Annotated in this window: 25 protein-coding genes; 13 read left to right on the top strand and 12 right to left on the bottom strand. The window is 65.6% G+C overall.

Features of this window, described 5'->3' with window-relative positions; translation table 11 throughout:
- Position 1 precedes the first annotated feature (1 nt).
- From ribB to AC1DVR_RS12605, 3 genes are all read right to left on the bottom strand, one after another.
- Positions 2 to 1,102, bottom strand: a complete 1,101-nt coding sequence (gene ribB / locus AC1DVR_RS12615; RefSeq protein ID WP_478000930.1) for a 3,4-dihydroxy-2-butanone-4-phosphate synthase — start codon at positions 1,100 to 1,102, stop codon at positions 2 to 4.
- Positions 1,103 to 1,302: 200 nt separating this feature from the next.
- Positions 1,303 to 1,866: a hypothetical protein gene (locus AC1DVR_RS12610; protein ID WP_478000929.1), complete on the bottom strand. Its 564-nt coding sequence runs from the start codon at positions 1,864 to 1,866 to the stop codon at positions 1,303 to 1,305.
- The gene (locus tag AC1DVR_RS12605; RefSeq protein WP_478000928.1) at positions 1,857 to 2,453 is read right to left on the bottom strand and encodes a riboflavin synthase; all 597 of its coding nucleotides are present in this window, start codon (positions 2,451 to 2,453) and stop codon (positions 1,857 to 1,859) included. Before AC1DVR_RS12605 ends, AC1DVR_RS12610 begins: the two co-directional genes overlap by 10 nt.
- Before the next feature lie 190 nt (positions 2,454 to 2,643).
- Between AC1DVR_RS12605 and AC1DVR_RS12600 the strand changes: the two genes are divergently transcribed.
- The 3 genes from AC1DVR_RS12600 to AC1DVR_RS12590 all read left to right on the top strand — a co-directional run bounded on the left by AC1DVR_RS12600 (position 2,644) and on the right by AC1DVR_RS12590 (position 7,428).
- Positions 2,644 to 3,933, top strand: coding sequence for a capsule biosynthesis protein (locus AC1DVR_RS12600; protein ID WP_478000927.1), 1,290 nt, complete (start codon positions 2,644 to 2,646; stop codon positions 3,931 to 3,933).
- A 102-nt stretch (positions 3,934 to 4,035) separates the two neighbouring features.
- Positions 4,036 to 5,172: a polysaccharide biosynthesis/export family protein gene (locus tag AC1DVR_RS12595; RefSeq protein WP_478000926.1), complete on the top strand. Its 1,137-nt coding sequence runs from the start codon at positions 4,036 to 4,038 to the stop codon at positions 5,170 to 5,172.
- 6 nt (positions 5,173 to 5,178) lie between these two features.
- Positions 5,179 to 7,428: a capsular polysaccharide biosynthesis protein gene (locus tag AC1DVR_RS12590; protein ID WP_478000925.1), complete on the top strand. Its 2,250-nt coding sequence runs from the start codon at positions 5,179 to 5,181 to the stop codon at positions 7,426 to 7,428.
- Between the two features lie 605 nt (positions 7,429 to 8,033).
- On the opposite strand, the gene AC1DVR_RS12585 is transcribed toward AC1DVR_RS12590, so the two are convergent.
- Both AC1DVR_RS12585 and AC1DVR_RS12580 read right to left on the bottom strand, forming a co-directional pair.
- A complete protein-coding gene (locus AC1DVR_RS12585; protein WP_478000924.1) occupies positions 8,034 to 8,531 on the bottom strand; it encodes a MarR family winged helix-turn-helix transcriptional regulator in 498 nt (165 codons plus the stop codon).
- A gap of 108 nt (positions 8,532 to 8,639) precedes the next feature.
- Positions 8,640 to 8,915 (bottom strand): FAD assembly factor SdhE, encoded by a 276-nt coding sequence (locus AC1DVR_RS12580; RefSeq protein ID WP_478000923.1) that lies wholly within the window; start codon positions 8,913 to 8,915, stop codon positions 8,640 to 8,642.
- A gap of 71 nt (positions 8,916 to 8,986) precedes the next feature.
- Here AC1DVR_RS12580 and AC1DVR_RS12575 point away from each other — a divergent pair, with 71 nt between their 5' ends.
- Both AC1DVR_RS12575 and AC1DVR_RS12570 read left to right on the top strand, forming a co-directional pair.
- On the top strand, positions 8,987 to 10,189 hold the full coding sequence (locus AC1DVR_RS12575) for a pyridoxal phosphate-dependent aminotransferase (RefSeq protein ID WP_478000922.1): 1,203 nt from the start codon (positions 8,987 to 8,989) through the stop codon (positions 10,187 to 10,189).
- Between the two features lie 9 nt (positions 10,190 to 10,198).
- Entirely contained in the window at positions 10,199 to 10,621 is a 423-nt protein-coding gene (locus AC1DVR_RS12570) for a hypothetical protein (protein ID WP_478000921.1), read from the top strand.
- Here the strand turns inward: AC1DVR_RS12570 and AC1DVR_RS12565 are convergent, their stop codons facing one another.
- Positions 10,622 to 11,986 (bottom strand): MATE family efflux transporter, encoded by a 1,365-nt coding sequence (locus AC1DVR_RS12565; RefSeq protein WP_478000920.1) that lies wholly within the window; start codon positions 11,984 to 11,986, stop codon positions 10,622 to 10,624. It lies immediately after the preceding gene.
- Between the two features lie 101 nt (positions 11,987 to 12,087).
- On the opposite strand from AC1DVR_RS12565, the gene AC1DVR_RS12560 reads away from it, so the two are divergent.
- The 5 genes from AC1DVR_RS12560 to AC1DVR_RS12540 all read left to right on the top strand — a co-directional run bounded on the left by AC1DVR_RS12560 (position 12,088) and on the right by AC1DVR_RS12540 (position 17,536).
- Complete coding sequence (locus AC1DVR_RS12560; RefSeq protein WP_478000919.1) at positions 12,088 to 12,744, top strand: glutathione S-transferase family protein; 657 nt, start codon at positions 12,088 to 12,090, stop codon at positions 12,742 to 12,744.
- Positions 12,745 to 12,899: 155 nt separating this feature from the next.
- Positions 12,900 to 14,852 (top strand): DNA topoisomerase IV subunit B, encoded by a 1,953-nt coding sequence (gene parE, locus AC1DVR_RS12555; RefSeq protein ID WP_478000918.1) that lies wholly within the window; start codon positions 12,900 to 12,902, stop codon positions 14,850 to 14,852.
- Positions 14,849 to 15,628, top strand: coding sequence for a hypothetical protein (locus tag AC1DVR_RS12550; RefSeq protein WP_478000917.1), 780 nt, complete (start codon positions 14,849 to 14,851; stop codon positions 15,626 to 15,628). Before parE ends, AC1DVR_RS12550 begins: the two co-directional genes overlap by 4 nt.
- 668 nt (positions 15,629 to 16,296) lie before the next feature.
- A complete protein-coding gene (locus AC1DVR_RS12545; protein ID WP_478000916.1) occupies positions 16,297 to 16,866 on the top strand; it encodes a hypothetical protein in 570 nt (189 codons plus the stop codon).
- An 88-nt stretch (positions 16,867 to 16,954) separates the two neighbouring features.
- Positions 16,955 to 17,536 (top strand): hypothetical protein, encoded by a 582-nt coding sequence (locus tag AC1DVR_RS12540; protein ID WP_478000915.1) that lies wholly within the window; start codon positions 16,955 to 16,957, stop codon positions 17,534 to 17,536.
- A 69-nt stretch (positions 17,537 to 17,605) separates the two neighbouring features.
- On the opposite strand, the gene AC1DVR_RS12535 is transcribed toward AC1DVR_RS12540, so the two are convergent.
- The 6 genes from AC1DVR_RS12535 to proS all read right to left on the bottom strand — a co-directional run bounded on the left by AC1DVR_RS12535 (position 17,606) and on the right by proS (position 22,708).
- A complete protein-coding gene (locus AC1DVR_RS12535) occupies positions 17,606 to 18,013 on the bottom strand; it encodes a c-type cytochrome (RefSeq protein WP_478000914.1) in 408 nt (135 codons plus the stop codon).
- 167 nt (positions 18,014 to 18,180) lie between these two features.
- Complete coding sequence (locus tag AC1DVR_RS12530; RefSeq protein ID WP_478000913.1) at positions 18,181 to 18,855, bottom strand: ABC transporter ATP-binding protein; 675 nt, start codon at positions 18,853 to 18,855, stop codon at positions 18,181 to 18,183.
- Complete coding sequence (locus AC1DVR_RS12525; RefSeq protein WP_478001096.1) at positions 18,848 to 20,095, bottom strand: lipoprotein-releasing ABC transporter permease subunit; 1,248 nt, start codon at positions 20,093 to 20,095, stop codon at positions 18,848 to 18,850. Before AC1DVR_RS12525 ends, AC1DVR_RS12530 begins: the two co-directional genes overlap by 8 nt.
- Positions 20,096 to 20,214: 119 nt before the next feature.
- On the bottom strand, positions 20,215 to 20,709 hold the full coding sequence (locus AC1DVR_RS12520) for a DUF2937 family protein (protein ID WP_478000912.1): 495 nt from the start codon (positions 20,707 to 20,709) through the stop codon (positions 20,215 to 20,217).
- 80 nt (positions 20,710 to 20,789) lie between these two features.
- Positions 20,790 to 21,371: a DUF998 domain-containing protein gene (locus tag AC1DVR_RS12515; RefSeq protein ID WP_478000911.1), complete on the bottom strand. Its 582-nt coding sequence runs from the start codon at positions 21,369 to 21,371 to the stop codon at positions 20,790 to 20,792.
- On the bottom strand, positions 21,371 to 22,708 hold the full coding sequence (gene proS, locus AC1DVR_RS12510; protein WP_478000910.1) for a proline--tRNA ligase: 1,338 nt from the start codon (positions 22,706 to 22,708) through the stop codon (positions 21,371 to 21,373). The genes AC1DVR_RS12515 and proS overlap by 1 nt, the downstream gene beginning before the upstream one ends.
- A gap of 134 nt (positions 22,709 to 22,842) precedes the next feature.
- Here proS and AC1DVR_RS12505 point away from each other — a divergent pair, with 134 nt between their 5' ends.
- The 3 genes from AC1DVR_RS12505 (at position 22,843) to AC1DVR_RS12495 (ending at position 26,597) form a co-directional block, all read left to right on the top strand.
- Positions 22,843 to 24,657 carry a methyl-accepting chemotaxis protein gene (locus AC1DVR_RS12505; RefSeq protein ID WP_478000909.1) on the top strand — a complete coding sequence of 605 codons (1,815 nt, stop codon included), beginning with the start codon at positions 22,843 to 22,845 and terminating at the stop codon, positions 24,655 to 24,657.
- 189 nt (positions 24,658 to 24,846) lie between these two features.
- Complete coding sequence (locus AC1DVR_RS12500) at positions 24,847 to 25,932, top strand: AI-2E family transporter (RefSeq protein WP_478000908.1); 1,086 nt, start codon at positions 24,847 to 24,849, stop codon at positions 25,930 to 25,932.
- Positions 25,929 to 26,597, top strand: a complete 669-nt coding sequence (locus AC1DVR_RS12495; RefSeq protein WP_478000907.1) for a P-loop NTPase family protein — start codon at positions 25,929 to 25,931, stop codon at positions 26,595 to 26,597. Before AC1DVR_RS12500 ends, AC1DVR_RS12495 begins: the two co-directional genes overlap by 4 nt.
- The last annotated feature ends 40 nt before the right edge of the window (positions 26,598 to 26,637 follow it).

Genomic DNA, 26,637 nt, shown 5'->3' with positions numbered 1-26,637 from the left:
TTCACTCCTTGATCGGGTGGGTGCCGTGGATGGAAATGCCGTAAGCCTCGAGGCCCACGACGCGCGGCGCGGCGGAGTTCGAGACCAGCGTGATGTTGGTCAGGCCGAGCGAGGCGAGGATCTGCGCGCCCAGCCCGTATTGCCGCAGGGTCTGGGGCGAGACTTCGCCTTCGAGGACCACCTTCATCGTGGTGTCGCGCAAGAGGACGACGACGCCGCGGCCCTCGGCGGCGATCAGCTTCATCGCGCCCTGCAGGTCGCCGACATGGGTGTCACCGATGCCGAGCACGTCTTCCAGGGGGTTCAGGGCATGCATCCGCACCAGAACCGGCGCTTCACCCGAGAGATCGCCCTTCGACAGCACGATATGCTCGTCGCCATGCGCCTCGTCGGCAAAGACCCGCATCAGCCATTCGCCGCCATGGGTGGAATGGACGCGCTTGGCGGCGCGCTCCTTGATCAGATTGTCGTGGCGGCGGCGATAGGCGATCAGGTCGCTGATCGTGCCGATCTTGATGCCGTGCTTCTGGCCGAAGGCGATGAGATCCGGCAGGCGCGCCATGGTGCCGTCGTCCTTCATCACCTCGCAGATCACGCCCGAGGGGTCGAGGCCGGCGAGACGGCTGACATCGACGGCGGCCTCGGTATGGCCGGCGCGGACCAGAACGCCACCATCGCGGGCGCGCAGCGGGAAGACATGGCCCGGGGTGGCGAGGTCGGCCTTGCCCTTGGTCTTGTCGATGGCCACGGCCACGGTGATGGCGCGGTCCTTGGCGGAGATGCCGGTCTCGACCCCTTCGACCGCCTCGATCGAGACGGTGAAGGCGGTCTCGTGGCGTGAAGAGTTCTTCATCGCCATCATCGGCAGGCCAAGCTGGTCGATCCGCTCACCGGTCAGGGTCAGGCAGATCAGGCCGCGGCCATGCGTCGCCATGAAGTTGATCGCCTCAGGGGTGCATTTTTCGGCCGGGATGCAGATGTCGCCCTCATTCTCGCGGTCTTCGTGATCGACGAGGATATACATGCGGCCCTGGCGGGCATCCTCGATGATCTCTTCGACCGAAGAAATCGCATCGGAAAATTCTGTCTTGATCTGGCTCATCATCCTGCTCCGCAAACTCTCGGCGACGGTGTAGCGAAAAGACGGCGCAAAGGCCAGAGAGACGGCAGGGGCGCGGGACTGCGGTTTGGGAAGAGCGATTGTGCGTTTGGGGCGGGTTGCGGCGGGGAAGGTCGGAGGGGCGCCGCCCCTCCGCACCACCCTGCCAGAGGGGCGGCGCCCCTCTGGAACWCCCCTCCAGCTTAGGGAGCCGGGAAGAAACGGTCGGCGGGGAGATAGGCGGCGAGGCGGCCGGCGGCGCACCATTCGGCCTCGAGCGCGGTGTCGCCGACCAGGATCACGCGGTCGCCGGGGATATGGGGCAAGGCGTTCCGCAGGCTGGCGCGGGCCTCGGCAAAGCTGGCGAAGGGGCGCGGGGCTTGATGGGCGGCCTCAAGGAAGGCGGCGTTGGCATCGAGGATCACCTCCGGCGCCACGCCCTGCGCCAAAGCGATGCGGCGGGCGTTGCGGATGATCTGCAGCCGTGCGGCGCGATCCCCCGGCAGGGCCGGATCGCGCGAGATCCGCAGCGCGTTGGAGGAGAACAGGAAGGCCACGACATCATGCCCGCTCGCGGCGCGCACCGAAGCATAGGTGCGGTAATCGAGACCCAGGTCCTGCGCCCGCTTCACCCGCAGCCGCAGCACTTCGATCGGCAGGGTCGGCAACAGCGCCTGCCGCGCCTTTTGCCAGCAGAACCGGCGCCAGCTTTCGCCCGGCGCCAGGCTCGGCCCGCCATTATGGCCGATGCGCTCGCTCACGCCCATTCGCGCAGCCTTGCCACATAACGCGCCATCGTATCGACCTCGAGGTTCACCTTGTCGCCCAGCTTCACCTCGCCCCAGGTCGTCACGGCCCGGGTATGCGGGATGAAATTGATGCCGAACTCGCAGCCATCCACCTCGTTCACCGTCAGGCTGGTGCCGTTCAGCGCCACCGACCCTTTGGGGGCGATGAACTTGGCCAGCGCCTCGGGGGCGCGGAAGGTCACGCGCAGGCTGTCGCCCTCGGGGCGGACGCCCACCACCTCGGCCACGCCATCGACATGGCCCGAGACGATATGGCCGCCGAGCTCGTCGCCGACCTTCAACGCGCGTTCGAGGTTCAGCTTCTTGCCCGGCTCCCAGCCCGCCAGATTGGTCTTGGACACCGTCTCGGCCGAGATCTGCACATCGAACCAGCCACGCGGCGCGGCGCCCAGATCGACCACGGTCAGACAGACCCCCTCGCAGGAGATCGAGGCGCCGATGTCGATGCCGCCCACGTCATAAGCCGTTGCAATCCGGGCGCGCAGGTCGCCCTCCTGGCGCAGGGTCAGCACCTCGCCCATATCCGTCACGATCCCGGTGAACATCCGCAGTCTCCGCTTAACCCGCGCCCGCGAGGCGCTGACCTATGAGGTAGCGATGCCACAGGCCCGCTGCAAGCGCGGCTTTCGCCTCAAATTTGCCGCGCTGCCCGGCAATGGTCAGGGATTGGTAAGAATTCCCCCTTTACCTTGCGGAGAATTCCGCCATGGAACAGGGGATTGGATCGTAAGACGCATGACTGGCTCCGCCACCGGACACCGCTTCTTGTTTTTGCAGGGACCGCATGGGCCCTTCTTTTCACGTCTGGGCCGGATGCTCGGGGCGGCGGGGGCGGATGTCTGGCGCATGGGCTTCAACCGGGGCGACCGCGCCATGTGGCGCGAGCCGGGCAATTTCATCGCCTTCAAGGGCCGGCAGGAGGATTGGCCCACGGCCTTCCGCCAGATCGTGGCGCAGAAGGCCATCACCGACATCGTGCTTTATGGCGACACGCGGCCGATCCATGCCCAGGCGGTCCTGATCGCGAAAGAGCTCGGCCTGACGATCCATGTCTTCGAGGAGGGCTATCTGCGCCCGCATTGGGTGACCTATGAACGCGGCGGCGCCAATGGCCATTCGCGGCTGATGCAGCTGTCGATCCGCCAGATGCAGACCGCACTGGAACAGCTCGACATGGAGCTGCCCGATGCTCCGGCGCGCTGGGGCGACATGCGCCAGCATATGTTCTGGGGGGCCTTGTACCACTGGTTTGTGCTGACCGGCTTCTGGGATTACCGCAATTTCCGCCCGCACCGGGCGCTGACCGTGGGCCAGGAATTCTGGCTTTACCTCAAGCGACTGGCCTTCCTGCCGGTCCACCGGCTGGAGCGGCTCGCGGCCACCCGGAAGATCCAGCACGGCGGATTTCCCTATCATCTCGTGCTCTTGCAGCTGGAACATGACAGCAGCTTCCAGATGCATTCGCCCTTCCGCACCATGGCGGAGTTTCTGACCCTGGTGGTCGAAGGCTTTGCCAAGGGCGCCCCGGCGCACCATCACCTCGTCTTCAAGGCCCATCCTTTGGAGGATGGTCGCGTTCCCGTGGCGCGTGAGATTGCCCGCCTCGCCCGCCTGCATGGCGTCACCGGACGGGTGCATTTCGTGCGCGGCGGCAAGCTTGCGCGGCTGTTGAACCATGCCCGCACGGCGGTGACGGTAAACTCCACCGCAGCGCAGCAGGTCCTGTGGCGCGGGCTGCCGCTCAAGGTCTTTGGCGCCGCGGTCTATGCCAAGCCGGAGTTCGTCTCGAACCAGAGCCTGGCGGAGTTCTTTGCCCGCCCGACCCGCCCCGACAGCCGCGCCTACCGCGATTATCGCCACTATCTTCTGGAGACCAGCCAGATCCCCGGCGGCTTCTACTCCGCCCGCGGGCGGCGCGAGTTGCTGCGCCAGGTCGTCGACATGATGCTGCAACCCGAAGACCCCTATGATGCGCTCACCTCGGGAAACGCGGCACCGCGGCAACAGTTGCGCCTTGTAAATTGACCCCCGGGCGCGGGCCCGAACAGAACACTTTCATTTTCCCCCATGGTTCTGTAGCCTTACAGGCAAAAGTTGAGGCAAAACTCCACCAAAGGAGCCCGGGCAGTGAATTTGATGAGATCGAGGGGGGCAATGGCCCTTTCCCTTGCGGTACTTGTGTTGGGCACCGCCAGTTGCGGCCTGCCGCGACCCGGTCCGAACAAGAAAGAGATTTATGCGGGCTCGGTGCTGAATGGCGGCGATGCCTTTGTCGTGACGGTCAATCCGCAGGTGACGCGCACCACGGCGGTGATGCCGGCGCTCGGCTTCTCCTCCTCCTTCAGCAATGCCGGGGTTCTGCCGTCGGACATCATCTCGCCCGGCGACACGCTGGGGATGACGGTGTTCGAGAACGTCAAGGATGACCCGCTTCTGGGCAACACCGGGCAGCGCGTCTCGGCGCTGCAGACGCTGCAGGTCGATGGCAAGGGCTATATCTTCGTGCCCTACGCCGGGCGGATCAAGGCGGCGGGCCAGACGCCTGACGGCTTGCGCGACACGATCACCCGCAAGCTCGACACCCAGACCCCCGACCCGCAGGTCATCGTGCAACGGCTGGCCGGCAACGGCTCGACCGTGACGGTGGCAGGCTCGGTCGGCGGCCAGGGCAACTTCCCGATCGACGCGCCGACCCGCACCCTGACCGCGATGATCGCCAAGGCCGGCGGCGCCACGATCCCGCTGCCCGTCGCCGTGGTCCGCGTCACCCGCGGCGGACGGAGCGAGAAGGTCTGGCTGCAGGACCTCTACTCCAACCCCAAGCTCGACATCGCGCTGCGGCCCGGTGACCAGATCGTGGTCGAACAGGACAGCCGTTCCTTCGTGGCGCTCGGGGCCACCGGCACGCAAAGCCGGGTGCCCTTCCAGACCCAGACCCTCTCCGCGCTGGAGGCGATCGCCACCGTCGGCGGCCTGTCCTCCAACCTCGCCGATCCGACCGGGGTCTTCGTTCTGCGCAATGAACCGGCCGATATCGCCAATGCCGTCCTCGGCCGCCACGACCTGCAAGGGGCACAGCGCATGGTCTATGTGCTGGACCTGACCAAGCCGACCGGCATGTTCGACGCCCGCGATTTCCTGATCCGCGATGGCGACACCGTCTATGTCACCGAAGCGCCCTTCGTGCAGTGGAACAAGACGATCGGCGCGATCACCGGCACGGCGGCCTCGGCCAAAACGGCAGCCAGCGCCACCGGCCTCTGAGCCGGCATGGCAGCCCACCGCGATCCAGAAGCCGCCGGGGCCCTCCCCCGGCGGCTTTTTACCTACACCGGCGGCTTTCTGACCCAGAAGCGCCTGCGCCGCATCCTGCACCTCGCCGGACACGAGGTCCGCCTCGGCCTGCCCGGGCCGGAGGATGGCGTCGTGGTCTGGGGCCGCTCGCCCCACGCCTGGCGCGGCGAGGCGGTGGCGGCGCGGACCGGCGCGCCGCTGATCCGGATCGAGGACGCCTTCCTGCGCTCGCTCCGCCCCGGACGGATGGGCGATGCGCCCCTGGGCCTGCTGATCGACCCCAAGGGCGTGCATTTCGACGCAAGCGGCCCGTCCCTGATCGAGGATATCCTGGCCAAGGCGCCCTTGGACGATGGCCATCTTCTGGCCCGCGCCCGCACCGCGATGGCGCGGATCAGGGCGCTGGACCTGTCGAAATACAACCTCCACGACCCCGATCTTGAGCCGCCGCCGCCCGGCTATGTGCTGGTGGTGGACCAGACCCGCGGCGACGCCTCCGCCCCGAACCCCGCCCGCTTCGCCGAGCTTCTGGCCCTGGCGCAGGAGGAGCACCCCACCGCCCGCATCCTGATCAAGACCCACCCCGAGACGCAATCCGGCCTGCGCCCCGGCCATTTCTCCGCCGCTCAGGCGCAGGGAAGGGTCAGCCTTTACGACCAGCCCGCCTCGCCCTGGCGCCTGCTCGAAGGGGCCGTGGCCGTCTACACCGTCTCCTCCCAGCTCGGCTTCGAGGCGATCCTCGCCGGCCACCGCCCGGTGGTCCTGGGTCAACCCTTCTACGCCGGCTGGGGCCTCAGCGACGACCGCGCGCCGGTTGATCGCCGCCGCCGCACCCTCACCCGCACCCAGCTTTTCGCCGGCGCCATGATCCTGGCGCCAACCTGGTACGACCCCTGCCGCGATCGGCTTTGCGGGCTGGAACAGGTGATCGACCAGCTCGAAGCCGAAACCCGCGCCTTCCGCGAGGACCGCAAGGGCCATGTCGCCTCTGCCATGCGCCTCTGGAAACGCCGCCGGCTGCAGGAATTCTTCGGGCGCACCCGGCCCCTGATTTTCTGCGAAAATCCCCGAAAGGCGGCTGACCTCGCGGCCCGGACCGGGCGCAGCCTTCTGGTCTGGGCCGGCAAGGCGCCCGAGGATCTGCCCTGCCTGCGCGTCGAGGATGGCTTCCTGCGCTCGCGCGGGCTCGGCGCCGCGCTGGTGCCGCCCCTCAGCCTCGTGACCGACGATCTGGGCATCTATTACGACCCGACCCGCCCGAGCCGACTGGAGGCGATGATCCGCAGCCCCTTGCCTCCCGGTGCCGAAGCCCGGGCCGATGCGATGCGCCAGACCCTGATCGCCGCCCGCCTGAGCAAATACAACCTGACCGGCGCCCAGCCCGACTTGGCCCAAATTGCCACGCCCGCCCCCGCGTCCCCCGAAGCCGGCGCCGCGGAGGAACCTCCGGTCGCGCCTCCGTCAGGCCTGCTCCCGCACCGCCCCGCGCCTCCGGCGAACGCGCGCCCATCAAACCCGCCCCCATCCCTCTCGCCCGAACCAAACCTGCGAGCGTCAGACGAACCCGCGCCAAACCCTCCCGCGACAAACCCCTCCCCCGGCCCGACCGCCCTGCGCATCCTCGTCCCCGGCCAGGTCGAGGATGACGCCTCGATCCGCCTCGGCGCCGGCGAGGTGCGCAGCAATGCGGCCCTCCTGCAGGCCGTCCGCCTCGCCCATCCCGAGGCGGTCCTGATCTACAAGCCGCATCCCGATGTCGAAGCCGGCCTGCGCCCCGGCGCCCTGTCGCCCGAGGTGCTGCAAGGTCTCGCCGATGTCGTGGCAAGCGACGCCGACCCGATCGCCCTGATCGAGGCCTCTGATGCCGTCTGGACCATGACCTCGCTCCTCGGCTTCGAAGCCCTCCTGCGCGGCAAGCCCGTCACCTGCCTCGGCGCGCCCTTCTATGCCGGCTGGGGCCTGACGCGCGACCTCGACCCCGTGCCCGCCCGCCGAGCCCGGGCGCCCGATGGCCATCCCCTGCCCCGCGTGACGCTCAACGCCCTGATCCACGCCGCCCTGATCCGCTATCCGCGCTACTACGACCCCGTGACCCGCCGCCCCTGCCCGCCCGAAGTCGCCGTCGAGCGCCTCGCCTCAGGCGCCCTGCCCCGCCCGGGCCCCGCGCTGCGCCTGCTGGCGAAACTGCAAGGCGTTTTCGCCAGTCAGGCCCATCTCTGGCGTTGAGCCCGCACCGGACCCGCGCCCCCTGCGGCAAGATCCACGGTGCCCCTTGCAGATTGTCACCACCGACCCGCGGCAAAGCCGAAGGCTGCGCTTGGGGCCAGCGCCGGACAGATCCCCCGGCAAACCCGGACCCGAACCCGCGAAAAGCCCGCTCAGGCGGCCCGAAAGCACCCGCGCCGCCCCGACCGCCGCCTGCCCCTGCACTGCTGCCGGAGGTCACGTCAACGCTCCCTCACCCACGCGCGCGCGGCGCAGGGGCCCAGTCGATGGCGAACGATTGCCCCCCCTCACCCACGCGCGCGGCACAAGGTAGTTGGTGCCCTCTGCAAAACCGAGCAGGCCCCCCTCACCCACACGCCCACAGCGCAGGGCTCACACGACGACCAAACAGCTCTGCCGCACGTCCACCCACTCCCCGGACTACCCCGGCCCAGACGCAGCCATCGCCCCTCAAAGATCCGACGCGAGACCGCCTTCCGCCTGGCCGAGCCCCGGCCTGCTTCCCTCTCCCCCATCCCACGGCCGGGGCGCGGGGGGTCCGGGGGGGCGCGCAGCCCCCCCGGCCGGGGCCGCCGCGCGCCCTCCGGCGCATCGCAAAAGCACCGTCAGTAAATATAGCGGATCTGTTCGGTCCAGAACCGCTCCATCCGTTTGAGCGACGAATTGATCGTCTCCATCACCTCGGGGTCGATGACGCCGCGCTTGCCCAGCACCTCGGCATGGCGCGCAAAAAGGTCCGAGATCATGCCGCGCACCCGGCGGCCCTTTTCGGTCAGCCGGACCCGCACCGACCTGCGGTCAATCTCCGACCGCTGGTGGTGCATGTAGCCCAGTTCGACCAGCTTCTTCAGATTGTAGCTGACATTCGAACCCTGGTAATAGCCGCGCGATTTCAACTCGCCCGCCGTCACCTCGTTCTCGCCGATGTTGAACAGAAGCAGCGCCTGAACCGAGTTGATCTCCAGGATCCCCAGCCGTTCGAATTCATCCTTGATCACGTCCAGCAAAAGCCGATGCAGGCGTTCCAGCATCGACAGGCTGTCCAGATAGCCCGCGAGCAGGGCCTTTTGCGATCCGTCCAGCAGAGGCGCTTGCAGCGTCATTGAAATTCTCCGTACCGTTATCCCATCAGGGCCTCGGTACAGACTCGGCACAAAACACAAACATATCGTAAACTCGCGCCAGATTCGCCGCAATTTTCAGCGCGAATTTTAGCCTTGGCTGGCGCGCAGCCGGGTTTCGGCGAACCGGGCCAGGGTTTCGATCAGGCCCGCATGCGCCTCAGGCACGGCTTTCTGCCCCAGCATCCAGGCCATCAGATCCTGATCATTCTCGGCCAGAAGCGAATCGTAGGCGTCCAGCTCGGCCAGGCTCATCGTAGCAAGCTTCGCATCGGCATAGGGCCCCAGCACCAGGTCCATCTCCTTGGTGCCACGCCGCCAGCTGCGCATCGCCATGCGTTTCAGCCGCGCTTGCGGAGTTTCCATCCTCTGCCCTCCTTGATCCCCGCCGCCTGCGGGCCTATGAGGCCCCATATCAAACCCATCCGGAGCCCGCCATGGCCTTCCTGTCCGATACCCTCGCCCGCGTCAAACCCTCGCCCACCATCGCCGTCACCACCAAGGCGGCGGAGCTGAAAGCCCAAGGCCGCGACGTCATCGGCCTCGGCGCCGGCGAGCCGGATTTCGACACGCCCGAAAACATCCGCGAGGCCGCCAAGCGGGCGATCGACGCCGGCAAGACCCGCTACACCGCGGTCGATGGCATTCCCGAGCTCAAAGCCGCGATCTGCGCCAAGTTCCTGCGCGAGAACGGTCTTTCCTACAAGCCGAACCAGATCACCGTAGGCACCGGCGGCAAGCAGACGCTCTACAATGCGCTGATGGCGACCTGCAATCCGGGCGACGAGGTGATCATTCCGGCGCCCTATTGGGTCTCTTACCCCGATATGGTCCTTCTGGCCGGCGGCACCCCGGTTCCGGTCGTGGCCGGCATCGAGACCAATTTCAAGCTGACCCCGGCCCAGCTCGAAGCCGCGATCACGCCCAAGACCAAGTGGTTCATCTTCAACTCGCCCTCGAACCCGACCGGCGCCGGCTATTCCGAAGCCGAACTGCGCGGCCTGACCGATGTGCTGATGAAGCACCCGCATGTCTGGATCATGTCGGACGACATGTACGAACACCTCGTCTTCGACGATTTCAAATTCGTCTCCCCGGCGCAGATCGAACCCGGCCTTTACGACCGCACCCTCACCTGCAATGGCGTTTCCAAAGCCTACGCCATGACCGGCTGGCGCATCGGCTATGCCGCAGGCCCGGTGCATCTGATCAAGGCCATGGCCACGATCCAGTCGCAATCCACCTCCAACCCCTCCTCGGTCAGCCAATATGCCGCCCTGGAGGCGCTGAACGGCCCGCAGGATTTCCTTGCCCCGAACCGCAAGATCTTCCAGAAGCGCCGCGATCTGGTTGTGTCCATGCTCAACCAGGCCAAGGGCATCACCTGCCCGCGTCCCGAGGGCGCCTTCTACGTCTATCCCGATATCGCGGGCTGCATCGGCAAGACCTCGGCAGGCGGTGCACAAATCACCGATGACGAGGCCTTCGCCACCGCCCTTCTCGAGGAAACCGGCGTCGCCGTGGTCTTCGGCGCGGCCTTCGGGCTTTCGCCGAACTTCCGCGTCAGCTACGCTACCTCGGAAGCGGTGCTGGAAGAGGCCTGCCGCCGCATCCAGACCTTCTGCGCGGGCCTGAAGTAAGGGAAGCTGATGCCGGGCGATCTGCCGGACTATTACTTTCGCATCCGCGAGAATGGCGCGGTGGTGTTTCGGGTCGATACCGAAAACCGCCAGCGCCGGATCGAACTGGTCGAGATTGCCACCGTCAACGTCAAGAACGGCAATATCAAGCCGCACAACAGCGCCACCCTGACCGAGGCCGATCTGGCCGAGATCAAGGCCTGGCTGGCCCACCGCACCGAACTTCTCGCCGCGCGCGATGTCGACGACATCCTGCGCGCGGTCGATTATCTGAACCTCACGACGCAATGGGTGCAGGCCAAGGCCACCGAGGCGCAGCTGGATCAGGTTACAGATGAGCTGCTGCTGGCCATGCACGACCTGCGCACCACGCTGGTGCGGCGCAAGTCGGAACGCCTGACCAAAACCCTCGTCTCCAAAGACGACGACTGATCAGACCTCGGCCAAAGGCGCCTTGCGCCAGAAGCGCAGCATCAGACTGGTCGAGGCGAACAACAGCCCGACGCAAAGCCCCAGCCAGATCCCCTCGCCGCCGAGGCCAAAGTGAAAGCCGAGGATATAGCTCGACGGGATGCCGATGCCCCAATAGCTGAAGGCCGCGGCCCACATCGGCACCCTGGTGTCATGGATCGCGCGGAGCAGCCCCAAGGCCATGACCTGCATCGCATCGCCCATCTGGAACAGCGCCGCCAGCGCCAGAAGCCCGGTGCCGGTGAACAGGATGGCCGGGGCCTCCGGCTTGGTCGTATCCAGAAACAGGCTGATGATCTGGACCGGAAAGCTGAGGAACAACAGGATCCCGATCAGACAGAGCCCGACCGACAGGCAGATCCCGGTCAAGGCCACTTCGCGCAAGGCGCGCGGGTCTTCCGCCCCGACCGCCCGCCCGGCCAGAACCGTGGTCGCACTCGACAGGCCCAGATGCACCATGAAGGCAAGCGAGGCCACCTGCATCGCAATCCCATGCGCCGCCAAGGGCACGGTGCCGACCCAGCCCATCATGACCGAGGCCGCCGAGAACAGGCCGCTTTCCGCCAAACCCGTCACCCCGATCGGCCAGCCCAGCCGGAACACCCGCAGCAAGGCCGCAGGGTCGGCACGCCAGAACCGGCTGAACAGATGGAAGCGCCGCAGCATCGGGTGGAAATGCGCGTAAAACGCCAGGGTGACGAAGCTGAGCCATTGCACGGTCAGCGTCGCAATCGCAGCCCCCCGCACCCCCAGCTCCGGCGCGCCCCATTCGCCAAAGATCAGCGACCAGCCCAAGGCGAAGTTGACCAGAACCGCGACCAGCGTCACCCACAGCACGACCTGGGTCCGCCCCAGCGCCGACAGATAGGATTTCAGCGCCATGACCAGCAAAGCCGGCACCATCCCCGGCCCGGCGATGCGCAGGAAATCCTGACCCAGCTTTGCCACCTCCGGCTCCTGCCCCAGAAACAGCAGCCACTTCCCCGAGGTCCAGAACAAGGGATAGGTCAAAAGCCCATAGCCCAGCGACAGCCACAGCCCCATCCGCGCATCGCGCCGCACCTCGGTCTCGTTGCCGCGCCCGACCGCATGGGCGATCATCGGCATGATGGCCTGCGCGAACCCCGAGCCAAAGATGAAGACGACGAAAAAGCAGGTGGCCGCAATGGTCACGGCGGCCAGCTCGGTCACGCCATAGCGACCCAACAGCACCGTATCGGTCACATGCAAGGCCATCTGCGCCAGGTTGCTGCCGATCAAGGGCAGCCCAAGCACCAGCATGGCGCGGGAATGCGGGATGAAATTTCTGATCAAAACTTGGGCCATGAGGGTTCATATCTGCTCATCCAAGGGGCAGCAAGCCACCCCTTTTCCTTGGGCTTTGACCGCACTAAGGTCGCGCCAAACGGCTGAGAAGGACTGCTCGCATGATCACACTCTATGGCGTCTACCGCTCCCGCGCCTCGCGGCCCCTCTGGCTGCTGGCCGAATGCGGGGTGGAGTTCACCCATGTCCCGGTGATCCAGTCCTACCGCCTGAACCAGCCCAAGGCGCCCGACGCGCCGCTGAACACCGCCTCGCCGGAGTTCCTCGCCGTCAACCCGATCGGCCAAGTCCCGGCGCTTGTGGAAGACGGCCTCGTCCTCTCCGAAAGCCTCGCCATCACCCTCTACATCGCCCGCCGTTATGGTGGTGCCCTCGGGCCCCAAACAGATGCCGAGGCCGCCTTGATGGAACAATGGGCCCTTTTCGCCGCAACCGCGCTGGAAGGCCCCGCCCTCGACATCCTCAACACCCAGGCCAATGCCGGCGAAACCGCCGAGGGTCAGGCCCAGATCGCCATCTGCGCCGAGAAGCTGCGCCGCCCCCTCGCCCGCCTCGAACGCCAGCTTGAAACGTCGGACTGGCTGGTGGGCAACCGCTTCACCGTGGCCGACATCAACACCGCCGAATGCCTGCGCTACGCGCAAAGCCACCCGACGCTCCTGTCCGAATTCCCCGCCGTCACCGCCTGGCTCGCCCGCGCCCAAGCCCGCCCCGCCTTCCAGGCCATGTGGGAGAAGCGCAGCGCCGAACCGGCCTGAGCCGCCGCCCAAGGCTTCAGCACGCCCCGAACCGCCGCGCCCACCCCGGGCACGGCGGTTTCCTGTCTCCGCCCCCCGCCCTTGCGCCCCTACCCCTTGCCAGTGTCTAATGGCGCACAACAACATCAGGCCCCCCTTAAGGAACGCCCCCGCCCATGAACGACCTCCTCTCCAGCACACCCGAGACCTATGACGCCTCCTCCATCGAGGTGCTGGAACCCCTGGAGGCCGTCCGCCTCCGCCCCGGCATGTACATCGGCGGCATCGACGAACGCGCCTACCACCACCTCGCCGCCGAGATCATCGACAACGCGATGGACGAGGCCGTGGCCGGTCACGCCACCCGCATCGAGGTCGAACTGCACGAGGACGGCGCCCTCACCGTCCGCGACAACGGCCGTGGCATCCCCGTCGACCCCCACCCGAAATTCCCCGACAAGTCCGCGCTGGAGGTCATCCTCTGCACCCTGCACTCCGGCGGCAAATTCGGCGGCAAGGCTTACGAGACCTCGGGCGGCCTCCACGGCGTCGGCTCCTCCGTGGTCAACGCCCTCTCCGACCGCATGGATGTCGAGGTCGCCCGCAACAAGGAGCTTTACGCCCAGAACTTCTCGCGCGGCAAACCTCTGGCCCCGATCCGCAAGGTCGGCCCCGTGGCCAACCGCCGCGGCACTTCGGTCACCTTCCACCCCGACGCCCAGATCTTCGGCGCGCAATCCTTCCGCCCCGCCCGCCTGATGCGGATGGTCCGCTCCAAGGCCTATCTCTTCTCCGGGGTCGAAATCCGCTGGAAATCCGCAATCCCCGACGGCGACATGCCGCAGGAGGCCACCTTCCACTTCCCCGGCGGCCTCGCCGATTACCTCTCCGACACGCTGGAGAAGACCACCACCTACGCCGACAAACCCTTCGCCGGAAAGGTCGGCTTTCAGGAGAAATACGGCGTCCCCGGCTCGGTCGAATGGGCCGTCAACTGGACCCCGGCCCGCGACGGCTTCATCCAGTCCTATTGCAACACCGTGCCCACCCCCGAGGGCGGCACGCATGAGACCGGCTTCTGGAACGCCATCCTCAAAGGCATCCGCGCTTACGGCGACCTCACCAAAAACCGCAAGACCGAGCTGATCACGCGGGAGGATCTGACCACCGGCGGCTGCGCCCTCGTCTCCTGCTTCATCCGCGAACCGCAATTCGTCGGCCAAACCAAGGACCGTCTGGCGACCGAGGAAGCCGTCAAATACGTCGAAGGCGCGGTGCGTGACCATTTCGACAACTGGCTCGCCGGCAATACCAAATCCGCCGGCGCCATCCTAGATTTCGTCATCCTGCGCGCCGAGGAGCGCCTGAAACGCCGGCAGGAAAAAGAGACCGCCCGCAAGACGGCGACCAAGAAACTCCGCCTGCCCGGCAAACTCACCGATTGCTCCGCCAAAAACCGCGAGGGCACCGAGCTGTTCATCGTCGAAGGCGACAGCGCCGGCGGCTCCGCCAAAGCCGCCCGCAACCGCGAGACGCAAGCCCTCCTGCCCCTCAAGGGTAAAATCCTCAACGTCCTTGGGGCGGCTTCCGCCAAACTGCACGACAATTCCGAAATCCGCGATATCTGCGAGGCCCTTGGCGTCACCATGGGCGCCAAATTCAATGTCGACGACCTGCGCTATGATAAAATCATCATCATGACCGACGCCGACGTCGACGGCGCTCATATCGCGAGCCTGCTGATGACCTTCTTCTTCGCCCAGATGCGCCCCCTGATCGACAAGGGCCACCTCTATCTGGCCTGCCCGCCCCTCTACCGCCTGACCCAGGGCGCCCGCCGCATCTACGTCGCCGACGACGCCGAAAAAGAGCTGATGCTGGCCAAGGGCCTGGGCGGACGTGGAAAAATCGACGTCCAGCGGTTCAAAGGTCTGGGAGAGATGGACGCGAAGGACCTCAAAGACACCACGATGAACCCCCTGACACGGCAACTGATCCGCGTGACCATCGTCGAGGAAGACCCCGGCGAGACCGGCGACCTGGTGGAGCGCCTGATGGGCAAGAAACCGGAACTGCGCTTCCAGTATATTCAGGAGAACGCAAGGTTCGTGGAGGAGTTGGATGTATGAAAACGGCCAGGTGGATTTCTTTAAGTCAATTCAAACGCCATGAGTTTCACCGCACCCTCAGACATTTGAAGCTCGGCGGAAAATCGTGGCATGAGATTTACATTCGCCTTGGGGAAATTCAGGCCGAATACATCAATGCATTTTTGAGAAGTTGCTTACGCATTTTAATTTGCTACATTGTCCTAAACACACTTGGGAAGGGAGATGCAGTAAGTGTTTCATTTGAAGGCCTAACTGCCTCCGTTCCTGTCCCTTACTACACATTTATTGCGTCCTTACTCTTCTTTGTTACGATGACTCAGCTTCAGACTGTATGGATGGTGATCACCATGCGGTCTCGCGAAGGAGTTAAAATGAGACTTCCGGGGTTCTATTTTGGAATGTACGGACTGTACTATGGCCAAGACAGTGCAGCGTTGACCACTCCGATTGTTCTAAGCAATTTCTTCAGTGAGCGCATCGGCGTGGCTAAAATCATAGTCTTTCTCTCAACTACTGTCTACGTCTCCTGCATAATTCCATTATTTGCATTTTCTGTATATATATTTAGCTGGCAGATTAAGATTCTTGAATCAGGCAATACTTCCACTCTGGGATATGTTGCCACCTGCGCGGGAATATTTGCGCTGGCGACTTCGTTCATCTTTTTATTAGGCTTCAATATTCCCCTGCCAGTCAAGAAGAACAAGGAAGGAATTCGTTGGGGCGTTCTTATTCGGCATCACGGGGTTGGGAGCCATCCACTTCTTGAGAAATGGCTCAACGAAAGTAAATAGCACGATCTGGCGAGACGCGGGCATGCGAAGTAAGGCCCAGTGTATCTAACCAATCGAACGCTAGAAGCATAATCTAGTCAACCCCTTACCCCCCGTTCTTCATCTAACCCCGCCAAACCCGGTCGCGTGATTCCCCAACCTTGGTTAACGCCGCCTTCTCCCCCCGCGCGTAGAGACCAAAGGAAGACAGAAGGAAGACGGCAAGAAGACCGGCGTTCTGGGCCCAAACCCCGGGATTAATCCAGCGCCCGCAAGGACTTGGGTCGGCCCTGCGCGTGCCCAGGCGCAGCCCTGTCTTCCCCAAGCCACCTCCCCCCTCCCAAAACAAGTCCACAGACTCCGCCCCAAAACCGGACCCGATCCCGACCGCCCGCCAAACCCGGCTCCCCATCCCGCGCCCCACCGCCAGATTCCACCCCGCGGCACGGGAACCCTGCGCAACCCTCAGCAAAATGGCCTGAAATCCACAGCTTGACCGGACACCTCTCGCCCCGGCGCCCCCGGGCCCGCCCCCGGCAGCTCGGCAGAGACCCGCTCATTCTTGTCCAAGTGAGCAAACTTCCGCCATTTCCAGCCACCCCAACGCAAGATTATGTCGCAGCGCCGGAACCCGATGCCCCCCGGATCGCTTCTCCCTGCATCGTCTGGTTACAATGTGAGGAACTACCATGACACGTCACCGCACCCTGATGGGCGTCACCATGATCACCCTGGCCCTGGCCGCCCCGGTCTTCGCCCAAACCACCACCACCCCGGCCCCGGCCGACACCACGACCACCGCCCCCGCCGCCACCACGGCGCCGGCTGATGCGACCACCACTGCTGGTGTGCCGGCCACGACCGCCACGGCACCCATGGATTGCGACGCGCAGTTCAAGGCCATGGACACCGATGCCAACGGCTACCTGTCCGAGACCGAAGCCGCCCAGGTCTATGCCTCGGGCCGCCTCGCGGACGTCAAGGTTGACGAGAAAGGCTACGACCACGACGCCTTCGTCAAGATCTGCACCGACAACACCTATGCCCGCAAGACCCCCGAAGCCGGCGCTCCCTTCGAAGGCGCCAACAGCTTCACCGAGGCCCAAGCGCAAGACCGCGCTCTGGCCTGGGGCGTGACCGGCGTCTCGGCGCTGACCAAGGATGACAAGGGCGTGTGGCGGGGCACCGGCACCGTGGACGGCGCCGCTGTTTCGGTTGCCATCGACTTCAAAGGCAACGTCGTCACCTCCGCGAGCTGAGCGGTTTCCCCGACAATCCTGCATCTCCGAGGGGCCGGTCAACCGGACCCCACCTTCTCAACATATCCTTTGAAAACTGGAGTTTATCATGGCTGTTACCACCCGGATCTATGACACCTATGGCGACGCCCGTCGCGCTGCAGATGCGGTCAACGCGCTTGGAATTTCCGGCGTCGAAGCCTCGCTGGTCGGCAACGAGAAGCTGCGGACCGACCATGAGGTCTATACCACGACGCCCGTGGCCGACGGCACCGGTGCTGCGACCGGGGCAGGCATTGGCGCTGCCCTCGGCGGCGGTGCGGGCCTGCTCGCCGGCCTCGGGATCCTGGCGATCCCCGGCCTCGGCCCGGTTGTGGCGGCTGGCTGGCTGGCCGCTGCGGCGCTGGGTGTTGCGGGCGGCGCTGTCGCCGGCGGCGCGGTTGGCGCCCTGACCGACCTTGGCGTGTCGGAAGAAGACGCGCCGATCTATTCCGAAGCGGTTCGCCGCGGCGGGATCTTGGTCTCGGCCCGCTACCCGGCCGAGCGTGAGGCCGAAGTGAAGGCCGCCCTCGACCGCGTGCCGAGCCCGCTGATCGAAGATCGTCGCCGGACCTATGAGGCGGATGGCTGGCGCGTCGACACCGACGAAGAGCGCCGCCGCCGCATGGTCGAGGATACCCCGGTCATCTAAGACCCCCGGAACGACGGAAAGGCGGGCCATTGGCCCGCCTTTTTGCGTTCCATTACAAAGAGAAAGCGGTCACTTGCCCTGGATGGACCGCACATAATTGGCGATCTCCACCAGCCGCTCGGGCGTCGGCGTCTGGATGCCGTCGCCGGTGTCGACCAGAACCGTCGGCCCCTCCATCAGGGGCGCGAACTTCGGCATCAGGGCCGAGGGCGCCTTGCCCTTCTCGTAGCCCCAGATTTTCGACATGACGAAAGCCATCGGAAACTCACCGCCGTGCCGGGCCGAGATGCGGGTCAGATCGGCAGGGCGATGCGCCAGGCCCGAGGCCAACTCGCCATCGCCCTTGCCGCTAACCCCATGACAAGGGGCACAAAGTTCCAGAAAGTCCTGATGGCCCGAGGCGGCCCGGCTCGGCATCTCTCCCGGCACGCAGGCGGCAAGGGTCAGGCTCAAGGGCAAAAGGGCGCGGGCAAACATCGGATTCTCCTCCAGTTTGCAACAGTTTACACCCGGCGGCCCTTCCCTGCCACCCTACCCCATTTCATTGGTCCATAAATATCCCGGGTGCGAAGAGGTTTGCAGCAAAGCTGCGAAGAAGCCTCGCAGCGGGGGCAGAGCCCCGGCGGCCAGCCCAGGGCGCGCCCTCAGACGACCTGCCCTGCCTCCAGCCGCACCACGCGATCCATCCTTGCGGCCAGCTCCATGTTATGGGTGGCGATCAGGGCCGAAAGCCCGGTCTGGCGCACGATTTCCATCAGCACATCAAAGACATGAGCCGAATTGGCAGGGTCGAGGTTGCCGGTCGGCTCGTCCGCCAGCAGAAGTTTCGGCCCGTTGGCGAGCGCCCGGCAGAAAGCCACGCGCTGCTGTTCGCCGCCCGACAGGGCCGCGGGGCGGTGGTCGGCGCGCGGCAGAACTCCCACGCGACCCAGCAAATCGCGCGAGCGGGCATCCGCCTCGCGCCGGGGCACGCCATTGGCCAGTTGCGGCAAGGTGATGTTTTCCAGGGCGGAAAACTCCGGCAGCAGGTGGTGGAACTGGTAGATGAAGCCGACCTCCTCGCGCCGCGCTTCGGTGCGCGCGCGGTCGCCGAGGCCCGCCATCTCGCGCGTGCCAAAGCGGATCGCGCCGGCATCCGCCACGTCCAAGAGCCCGGCGATCTGCAGCAGCGTCGATTTCCCGGCACCCGAGGGCGCCACCAGCGCCACGACCTCGCCCACGCCGACCGTCAGGCCCGCGCCGCGCAGCACCACGACCTCGGAGGGTTTGCCGCGGTTGTAGGCTTTCTCGATTCCCTGCAATTCCAAAGCGTTATTCATAGCGCAGGGCCTCCACCGGGTTCATCCGCGCGGCCTTGCGGGCCGGGATCAGGGTGATCACAAACGAAAGGCCCAGGGACAGCGCCATGGCCGAGCCCACGTCATGCCATTGCAGCTTGGCCGGCAGGTTGTAGATGCCGCGGATCGAGGGGTCCCAGACGCCACCGCCGCTCCAGTAGTTCACGAAAGAGAAGATCGGGTCGATGTAGAAGGCGAAGAGGCAGCCCAGCGTGACCCCCATCGCCGTGCCGATCACCCCGGTAAACGACCCGCAGAGAAAGAAAATCCTCAGGATCGACCCCTCGGTCAGGCCCATGGTGCGCAAAATCCCGATGTCGCGGCCTTTGTTTTTCACCAGCATGATCAGGCCCGAGACGATGTTCATCGTGGCGATCAGCACCAGGATCGAGAGGATGACGAACATCACGTTATCCTCGATCGTCAGCGCGCGCAGGAAGTTGCCCGAGCTTTGCTTCCAGGTCCAGAGCAGCGAGTCCGGCCCGGCGGCTTGCAGGATCGCCGGGGTATAGGTGTCGATCTGTTCGGGGTCCTTGACCATGACCTCGAACTCGTCGGCCTGGCCCTCGCGGTTGAAATAGCTCTGCGCCTCGGCAAAGGGCATGTAGATGCGGATTTTGTCGATGTCATAGCGCCCGGCGGTGAAGATATACGCGATCGTGTAGGCATTGACCCGCGGACTGGTGCCGAAGGCGGTCTTGACGCCCGAGGGGGCGATAAGCCGGATCCGGTCGCCCACCGTCACATCCAGCGACTTCGCAAGCTCGGACCCGATGGCGATGCCTTGCGGGAAATCGGCCAGATTGCCCTCGGCCTTGGACCCGGTGCCGATGCGCGGCAGGGAGGCGAGGTCCGCTTCCGAAATGCCGTAGACGTCGCCGCCGGTGGTCTGATCGCCCGCCGTCACCATGACCTGCCCGCGCACCAGGGGCGCGGCACGGGTGACGCCGGGCACCGCCGCCAGCCGGGCGGCCAGGGCGTCATAATCGGTGAAGCCTTTGATCAGATTGCCGTTCTCGTCCATATGCGCGGCCGGATAGACCGTGACATGGGCATTGGCGCCGAGGATCGTATCGACGAACTCGGCCCGGAACCCGGCCCGCACCGCCAGCGTCGCGATCAGCGCAAAGACCGCCAGCGTGATGCCGATCAGGCTGATCCAGGTCATCACCGAGACCCCGCCCTCGGCCTTGCGGGCGCGCAGGTAGCGCCAGGCGATCATGAATTCATAGGGAGAAAAGGGGGGCGTGGCCAAAATCTGCTCTTTCCGGTTTTGCGCCGCAAGATGCGGGCGCGGTCCAGCTCAGTCAAGCCACGATCCTGTCAGGGGGTCCGGCCGGCTCAGCGGATAGTTTGCCGCCTGCGGAAGGGAAAGCTCAACAGCCGCCACAGCGCCGCCGCCAGCGCCCAGCCGCCGACATAGCCGATCCCGGCGGTCGTCGCGCCATCCATGGTGGTCGGGATCGCCGGTTTGAAATCGGCCCAGGTGTCCTGCAAAGTCTCCACATCGCCGAGCTTTTGCGGCATGGTCAAGCGCTCCAGCGGCGAGGCGGCGCGCAGGGCCGCGAGGTTCGCGGACAGGACCTGCGCCTGGGTGAAGGTCGCGCGCAGATCGGCCTGATGGTTCTGGTTGAACTCCGACCCGGTCAGCTGCGCCAGGGCCGCGTCGCGGCTGAGGCCGCTTTTGGCCGCTGTGGCATCGAAATCGGCGGCAACCGCCGACAGGGCATCGACCTTGCCCGCCAGCCTTTGCAGATATTGTTGCGAGAATTCAGGGAATTGCGACAGCGCCACCGCCCCGCTGACCCCGCCCAGAATTGCCACCATCCGCCACATTGCGCCGTTCCTCATGCCTTGGGCGCTGGCGCCCGCAGCCAAGGCTTGCACCTTGTGGCTTGCTTTGTCGAGCGGTCAGGTCAGACCGGCGGCAGGCTCAAGGTCGCCGCAATGCACCAGACGGCGGCGGCATAAAGGAAGATCCGCTCCGTCAGGCCGAAGAACCGGCGCAAGGGCGGCGAGATGGTCAGCATGACCGCGATGAAGGACAGGCTGATCACATGTTTCAGGGCGCCGAGCAGCTGCGACAGCCCCCCGCTGACCGAGGCCGCCAGCAGGGGCGTCGCCTCCGCCACGCTCATATAGGCGCAGATCGCGGCAATCAGGGTGCAGGCGTGGTGGATATGCCCCGACCTTGTGCGCGGGGCGCCGCGCAGGTCATTGGGATAAAGCCCCAACCCCAGCCGGCCCGCCGCCACGAGCAGCAGATAGACCGAGATCATCCCCGGATAGCTCGGGTTGCGCGCCACCCAGAACTGCCAGGCCAGCAGCGGGGCCGCAACACTGCCGAGGACCACATAGGCCTTGAAGGCCCGGGCGGTGCGGCCCAGGCCATAGTTGCTGACCGCATGCGCGACCGAGAGATAATCTCGGCTGAGCAGCTGGAACGACAGAAGCAGGATCAGGTCGGCGCAGTAAAGCGCTGCGGCAACCTTCTCCATCAGATGCCCGCGTAGATGTCCACCAGCCGCGAAACCGCAGCCTCGGGGGTCATTTCCTCGGACAGACCGGTGCGGCGCGAGGTGAGTTCGACCACCCCATTGGCCAGCCCGCGCGGGCCGACCGTGATGCGCCAGGGCAGGCCGATCAGGTCCATCGTGGCGAACTTGGCCCCTGCCCGCTCGTCGCGGTCATCGTACAAAGGCTCCAGCCCGCGTTGCAACAAGGCGCCTTCCAGGGCCGCACAAGCCGCATCGGCCGCCTGATCGCCCTGTTTCAGGTTCACGATGCCGACCGGGAAAGGCGTGACACCTTCGGGCCAGATGATGCCCTTGTCGTCATGGCTGGCCTCGATGATCGCCCCCAAGAGGCGCGAGACGCCGATGCCATGCGAGCCCATCTCGACCGGGATCTTCTCGCCCTTCTCATTGACCACCGTGGCACCCATCGCGGCCGAATACTTGGTGCCGAAGTAGAAGATCTGCCCGACCTCGATGCCGCGGGCGACCTTGCGGCGCTCCTCGGGGATGGCGTCGAAGAGGGCGGCGTCATGTGTCTCGTCGGTGCGGGCGTAAAGCGTGGTGAACTCCTTGCAGACGGCGGCCACTTCCTCGCGGTTGTCGTAATCGACCTCGCGGTTGCCCAGCTTCAGCTCGGTCACGGCGCTGTCGAAGAAGACCTCCGACTCGCCAGTGGCGGCCAGAACCAGGAATTCATGCGTGTCATCGCCGCCGATCGGGCCCGAGTCGGCGCGCATCGGGATCGCGGTCAGGCCCATCCGCTCATAGGTCCGCAGATAGCTGACCATGTGGCGGTTGTAGGCATGCAGAGCGGCGGGCTTGTCCACGTCGAAGTTGTAGCCGTCCTTCATCAGGAACTCGCGCCCGCGCATCACGCCAAAGCGCGGCCGCATCTCGTCGCGGAACTTCCACTGGATGTGGTAGAGCGTCAGCGGCAGGCTTTTGTAGCTGGTGACATGGCTGCGGAAGATGTCGGTGATCATCTCCTCGTTGGTCGGGCCATAGAGCATCTCGCGGTCCTGACGGTCCTTGATGCGCAGCATTTCCTGGCCGTAGTCATCGTAGCGGCCGCTCTCGCGCCACAGATCGGCGGGTTGGAGGGTCGGCATCAGCAAGGGGATGTGGCCGGCACGCTCCTGCTCTTCGTTCACGATGGTCTCGATCCGGCGCAACACCCGCAGACCTAGGGGCAGCCAGGAGTAGATCCCGGCAGCCTGTTGCTTGATCATGCCGGCGCGCAGCATGTAGCGGTGCGAGACGATCTGCGCCTCGGCGGGGTTTTCCTTCAGGACGGGCAGGAAGTAGCGCGACAGACGCATTCTGGGCCTCATGGGTAGGGTTTTTTCGTTCCTACCGGGTTGCAGGAGGGCAGGCAAGCCAGAGGCGCTTAAGGGCTTCTCAATGTTTCCGGGTCAATCTGCGGGGAATCTGAGCATGAGGATGCGTGAGTGGTATGCAAAACGTCAGCGATGGCCCGAAGAAAAGCATTTCTGTCCCGACCCGGTTGATGATCGCAGGTGCCTTTGCCATTGCAGGCATATTGGCGACCTTTCTGTCGGGCTATCTCGGCCTGATGCAAAGCGACAAGGGCCTGCGCAGTTCGATCACCGCCACCTCTGCCGTCCTCGCCGCGATGGATGGCGACATGATGCATGACGCGCTGCGCGCCGATGTCTTCAACGCGGTGATCGCCGGGCCTGAGGCGGATGCCGAAAAGCACCAGCAGGTCATGCAGGATGTCGAGGATCACGCCAAAAGATTCCTGGAAGACATGGAAAAGCTGAAAACCCTCCCCCTGCCGGAGGAGGTCTTGACCCAGATCGACACGACCCTGCCGCTCATCCAGACCTATATCGCCGCCGCACGCGACGGCGCGGCCAGGGCCATCGCCGACCGGGCGGCGGGACAGGCGGGCCTGCCCGGCTTCCTCGAGGTGTTCGAGAAGCTTGAGGGCGAGATGGGAACGCTGGACGGCAAGATCGAAGACCTCGGCAGCGCGGCGGGCCTCAAGGCTGTCAGCCGCAACGCCAGCCTGTTGCATGTCGTGATGATCGCCTCGGCCCTCGCGGTGGCGATCCTTTTGGTCTCGAACTTCCTGGTGGCGCGCAGCATCACCAAACCGCTGACACGGGTCCGGGATGCGATCCGCGACGTGGTGGGCTTTGGTCAGGAGGCCGCGATGAACGGGGGCCCGCGCGGCAAGGTCAAGGTCGACGAGGTCAGCGAAATCGCCGCCTATCTGGAGGTGCTGCGGATGCGCCTCGCCGAAGCGCGCGAGATGGAAAGCGCCATCAAGCGCACCCAGGAGGATCAGGACGCCGTGGTTTCGGCGCTGAGCGTGGGCCTGGGCAACCTGTCCTCGGGCAATCTGGGCCAGTCGATCGAGGCGAGTTTCCCCGAGAATTACGAGGCCCTGCGCCGCAACTACAACACCAGCATCGAAAAGCTGAGCCAGACCATGACCGAAGTGGTGCGTTCCTCGCGCAGCATCCGTTCACAATCGGACGAGATCACCCGCGCTTCCGAAGACCTGGCGCGGCGCACCGAAAACCAGGCCGCGACACTGGAGGAAACCGCCGCGGCGCTGGATGAACTGACCGCTTCGGTCCGCTCGGCCGCCAATTCCGCGCGTGAGGTTGAGACCATCGTGCAATCGGCCCGCCGCGAGGCCGAAGACAGCGGCCAGATCGTGCTGGGCGCGGTCGATGCGATGAACGGGATCGAGAAATCCTCCGACCAGATCAGCCAGATCATCGGGGTGATCGACGATATCGCCTTCCAGACCAACCTTCTGGCGCTGAACGCCGGGGTCGAGGCGGCCCGGGCGGGTGACGCCGGGCGCGGTTTTGCCGTGGTCGCCTCGGAGGTGCGGGCGCTGGCGCAAAGGTCGTCGGAAGCCTCGAAGGAGATCAAGACGCTGATCAGCACCTCGTCGCAGCTGGTTTCACGCGGGGTCCAGGCGGTGGGCAGCGCGGGCAAGGCGCTGACGACGATGGTCGACCGGGTGACCAATATCTCGACCCTCGTCTCAGAAATCGCGGTCGGCGCGCAGGAGCAATCCCTTGGCTTGGGCGAGGTCAATGTCGGGGTGAATCAGCTGGATCAGGTGGCGCAGAAGAATGCCGCCATGGTCGAACAATCGCTGCTGGCCAGTCAGGCGCTTCGCGAGGAGGCGGTGGGCCTTGACGGGCTGGTGGCGCATTTCTCGACCAAGGGGCAAGCGGGCTCGGCCGCGCCCCTGCCCCGCGCTGTCGGTCAATCTTTCTGATCGGCGTCGGCACTCTGGCCACATGGAAGTTGCGGTCGTTTTTCTTGTAGATTGCCGCGAAGCATGGCCGAAAAGGTCGCAGAATACCAACGCCGCCCGCTCTTTGAACCCCCAGTCCGCGGCACGCCGCCGTCCCCCGCCTTGCATCCGGGCGCAACAAGGGCAATATCGCAGGCTGGGATCAAGGGAGTGCCGGCCGTGCCGAACCAGCTTCAGGGGCGTTACTGGACGGTAGCCGCCATCGTCTTCTTCGTGGCGCTTTGGTATCTTGGCGCGGTGCTGCTGCCGTTCCTGGTCGGCGGGGCGGTGGCCTATTTCCTCGACCCGGTGGCGGACCGGCTGGAAAGGCTGGGCCTGTCGCGGTTGGCCGCGACCGGGGTTATCACACTCGGGGCCTTTCTCGTGGTCTTGCTGATCGTGCTGGCCGTCATCCCGGTGCTGGTGCAGCAGCTTACCGCGCTGATCAACGCGGCCCCCGCGATTTCCGCCCGGCTGGAGGCTTTTCTGGTCTCGCGTTTTCCTGAACTCACCGACAGCACCTCGGTCATGCGCACCACGCTCGCCCAGATCGCGCAGGCCATCCAGGCCCGTGGCGGTGCTGTGGCGCAGGGGTTGATCGCCTCGCTGTTCAGCGTGGTGAGCTGGCTCTTGTTCATCGTCGTCGTGCCGGTCGTGGCCTTTTACCTGCTGATGGACTGGGACCACATGGTCGCCCGCGTCGACGAGCTTTTGCCGCGCGACCATGCGCCGGTGATCCGCCGCCTGGCGCGCGAGGTTGATACCGTCCTCGCCGGTTTCGTGCGCGGACAGGTCACGGTCTGCCTGCTTCTGGGCAGCTATTACGCCACGGCGCTGATGCTGGCCGGGCTGCAGTTCGGCCTGATCATCGGCGCGATTGCCGGCGCGGTCACCGTGGTGCCCTATATCGGGGCGCTGGTCGGCGGGGCGCTGGCGATCGGCCTCGCCTTCTACCAGTTCTGGGGCGATTGGGTCGCCATTGGCATCGTGGTAGCGATCTTCGCCTTCGGCCAGTTCATGGAGGGCAATGTCGTCACCCCGCGCCTCGTCGGCAAATCCATCGGGCTGCATCCGGTCTGGCTGATCCTCGCGCTGTCGGTCTTCGGCGGGCTTTTCGGCATCGCGGGCATGCTGGTGGCGGTGCCTTTGTCGGCGACGCTTGGGGTGCTCGCCCGCTTTGGCGTCAGCAAGTACAAGCAAAGCCTGCTTTATCTGGGCGAACGGGGCGATGCGGACAGCGAAGGGGGCACCGGTTGACCTTGCAGCTGGCCTTCGACCTTCCTGCGCGCGAGGCTTGGGCGCGGGCGGATTTCTTCGCCTCGCCCGCCAATGCGGAAGCCTTGCAGACCGTGGAGGCCTGGCGCGATTGGCCCGGCGGGCGCCTGATGCTGCTCGGGCCGCAGGGCACCGGCAAGACCCATCTTGCCCATATCTGGGCGACCGAGACCAATGCGCTTTGGCTCGCGCCCGACGAGATTGACGCCCGCCTGCCCGAGATCGCGGCCGATGCCTGCGTGATCCTCGATGGCGCGCACCGGGTGGCGGGCCGCGCCGAGACCGCGCTGTTCTACCTTTACAATCGCTTGATTCCGCAGGGTCGCCTTCTGCTGACCGCCTCCAAACCGCCGCGCGACTGGGGGCTGGGGCTGGCGGATCTGCTGTCGCGCCTGCAGGCCATGCCGGTTGCCCGGCTGGAACCGCCGGATGACGCGCTGCTCGCCGCCGTTCTGGCCAAGCTTCTGGCCGATCGGCAGATCAGCGCGCCGCCCAACCTCATCCCCTATCTTCTGCCGCGGATGGAGCGTTCCATTTCCGCCGCCCGCGCGCTGATCGCGGCTCTGGATGCGCGGGCCCTGGCCAGCCACCGCCCCCTGTCGCGCCAATTGGCGGCCGAGGTGCTGGACTTGGGCGCGCCGGAGTGAAACAGTCACGCAAGTGTCACAAATCCTCATCATAAGCCGC

This window comes from Rhodobacter sp. P2_H5 (assembly GCF_056403335.1).
The sequence above is the reverse complement of the archived record's forward strand: the minus strand, read 5'-3'. Positions and strand labels throughout refer to the sequence as shown.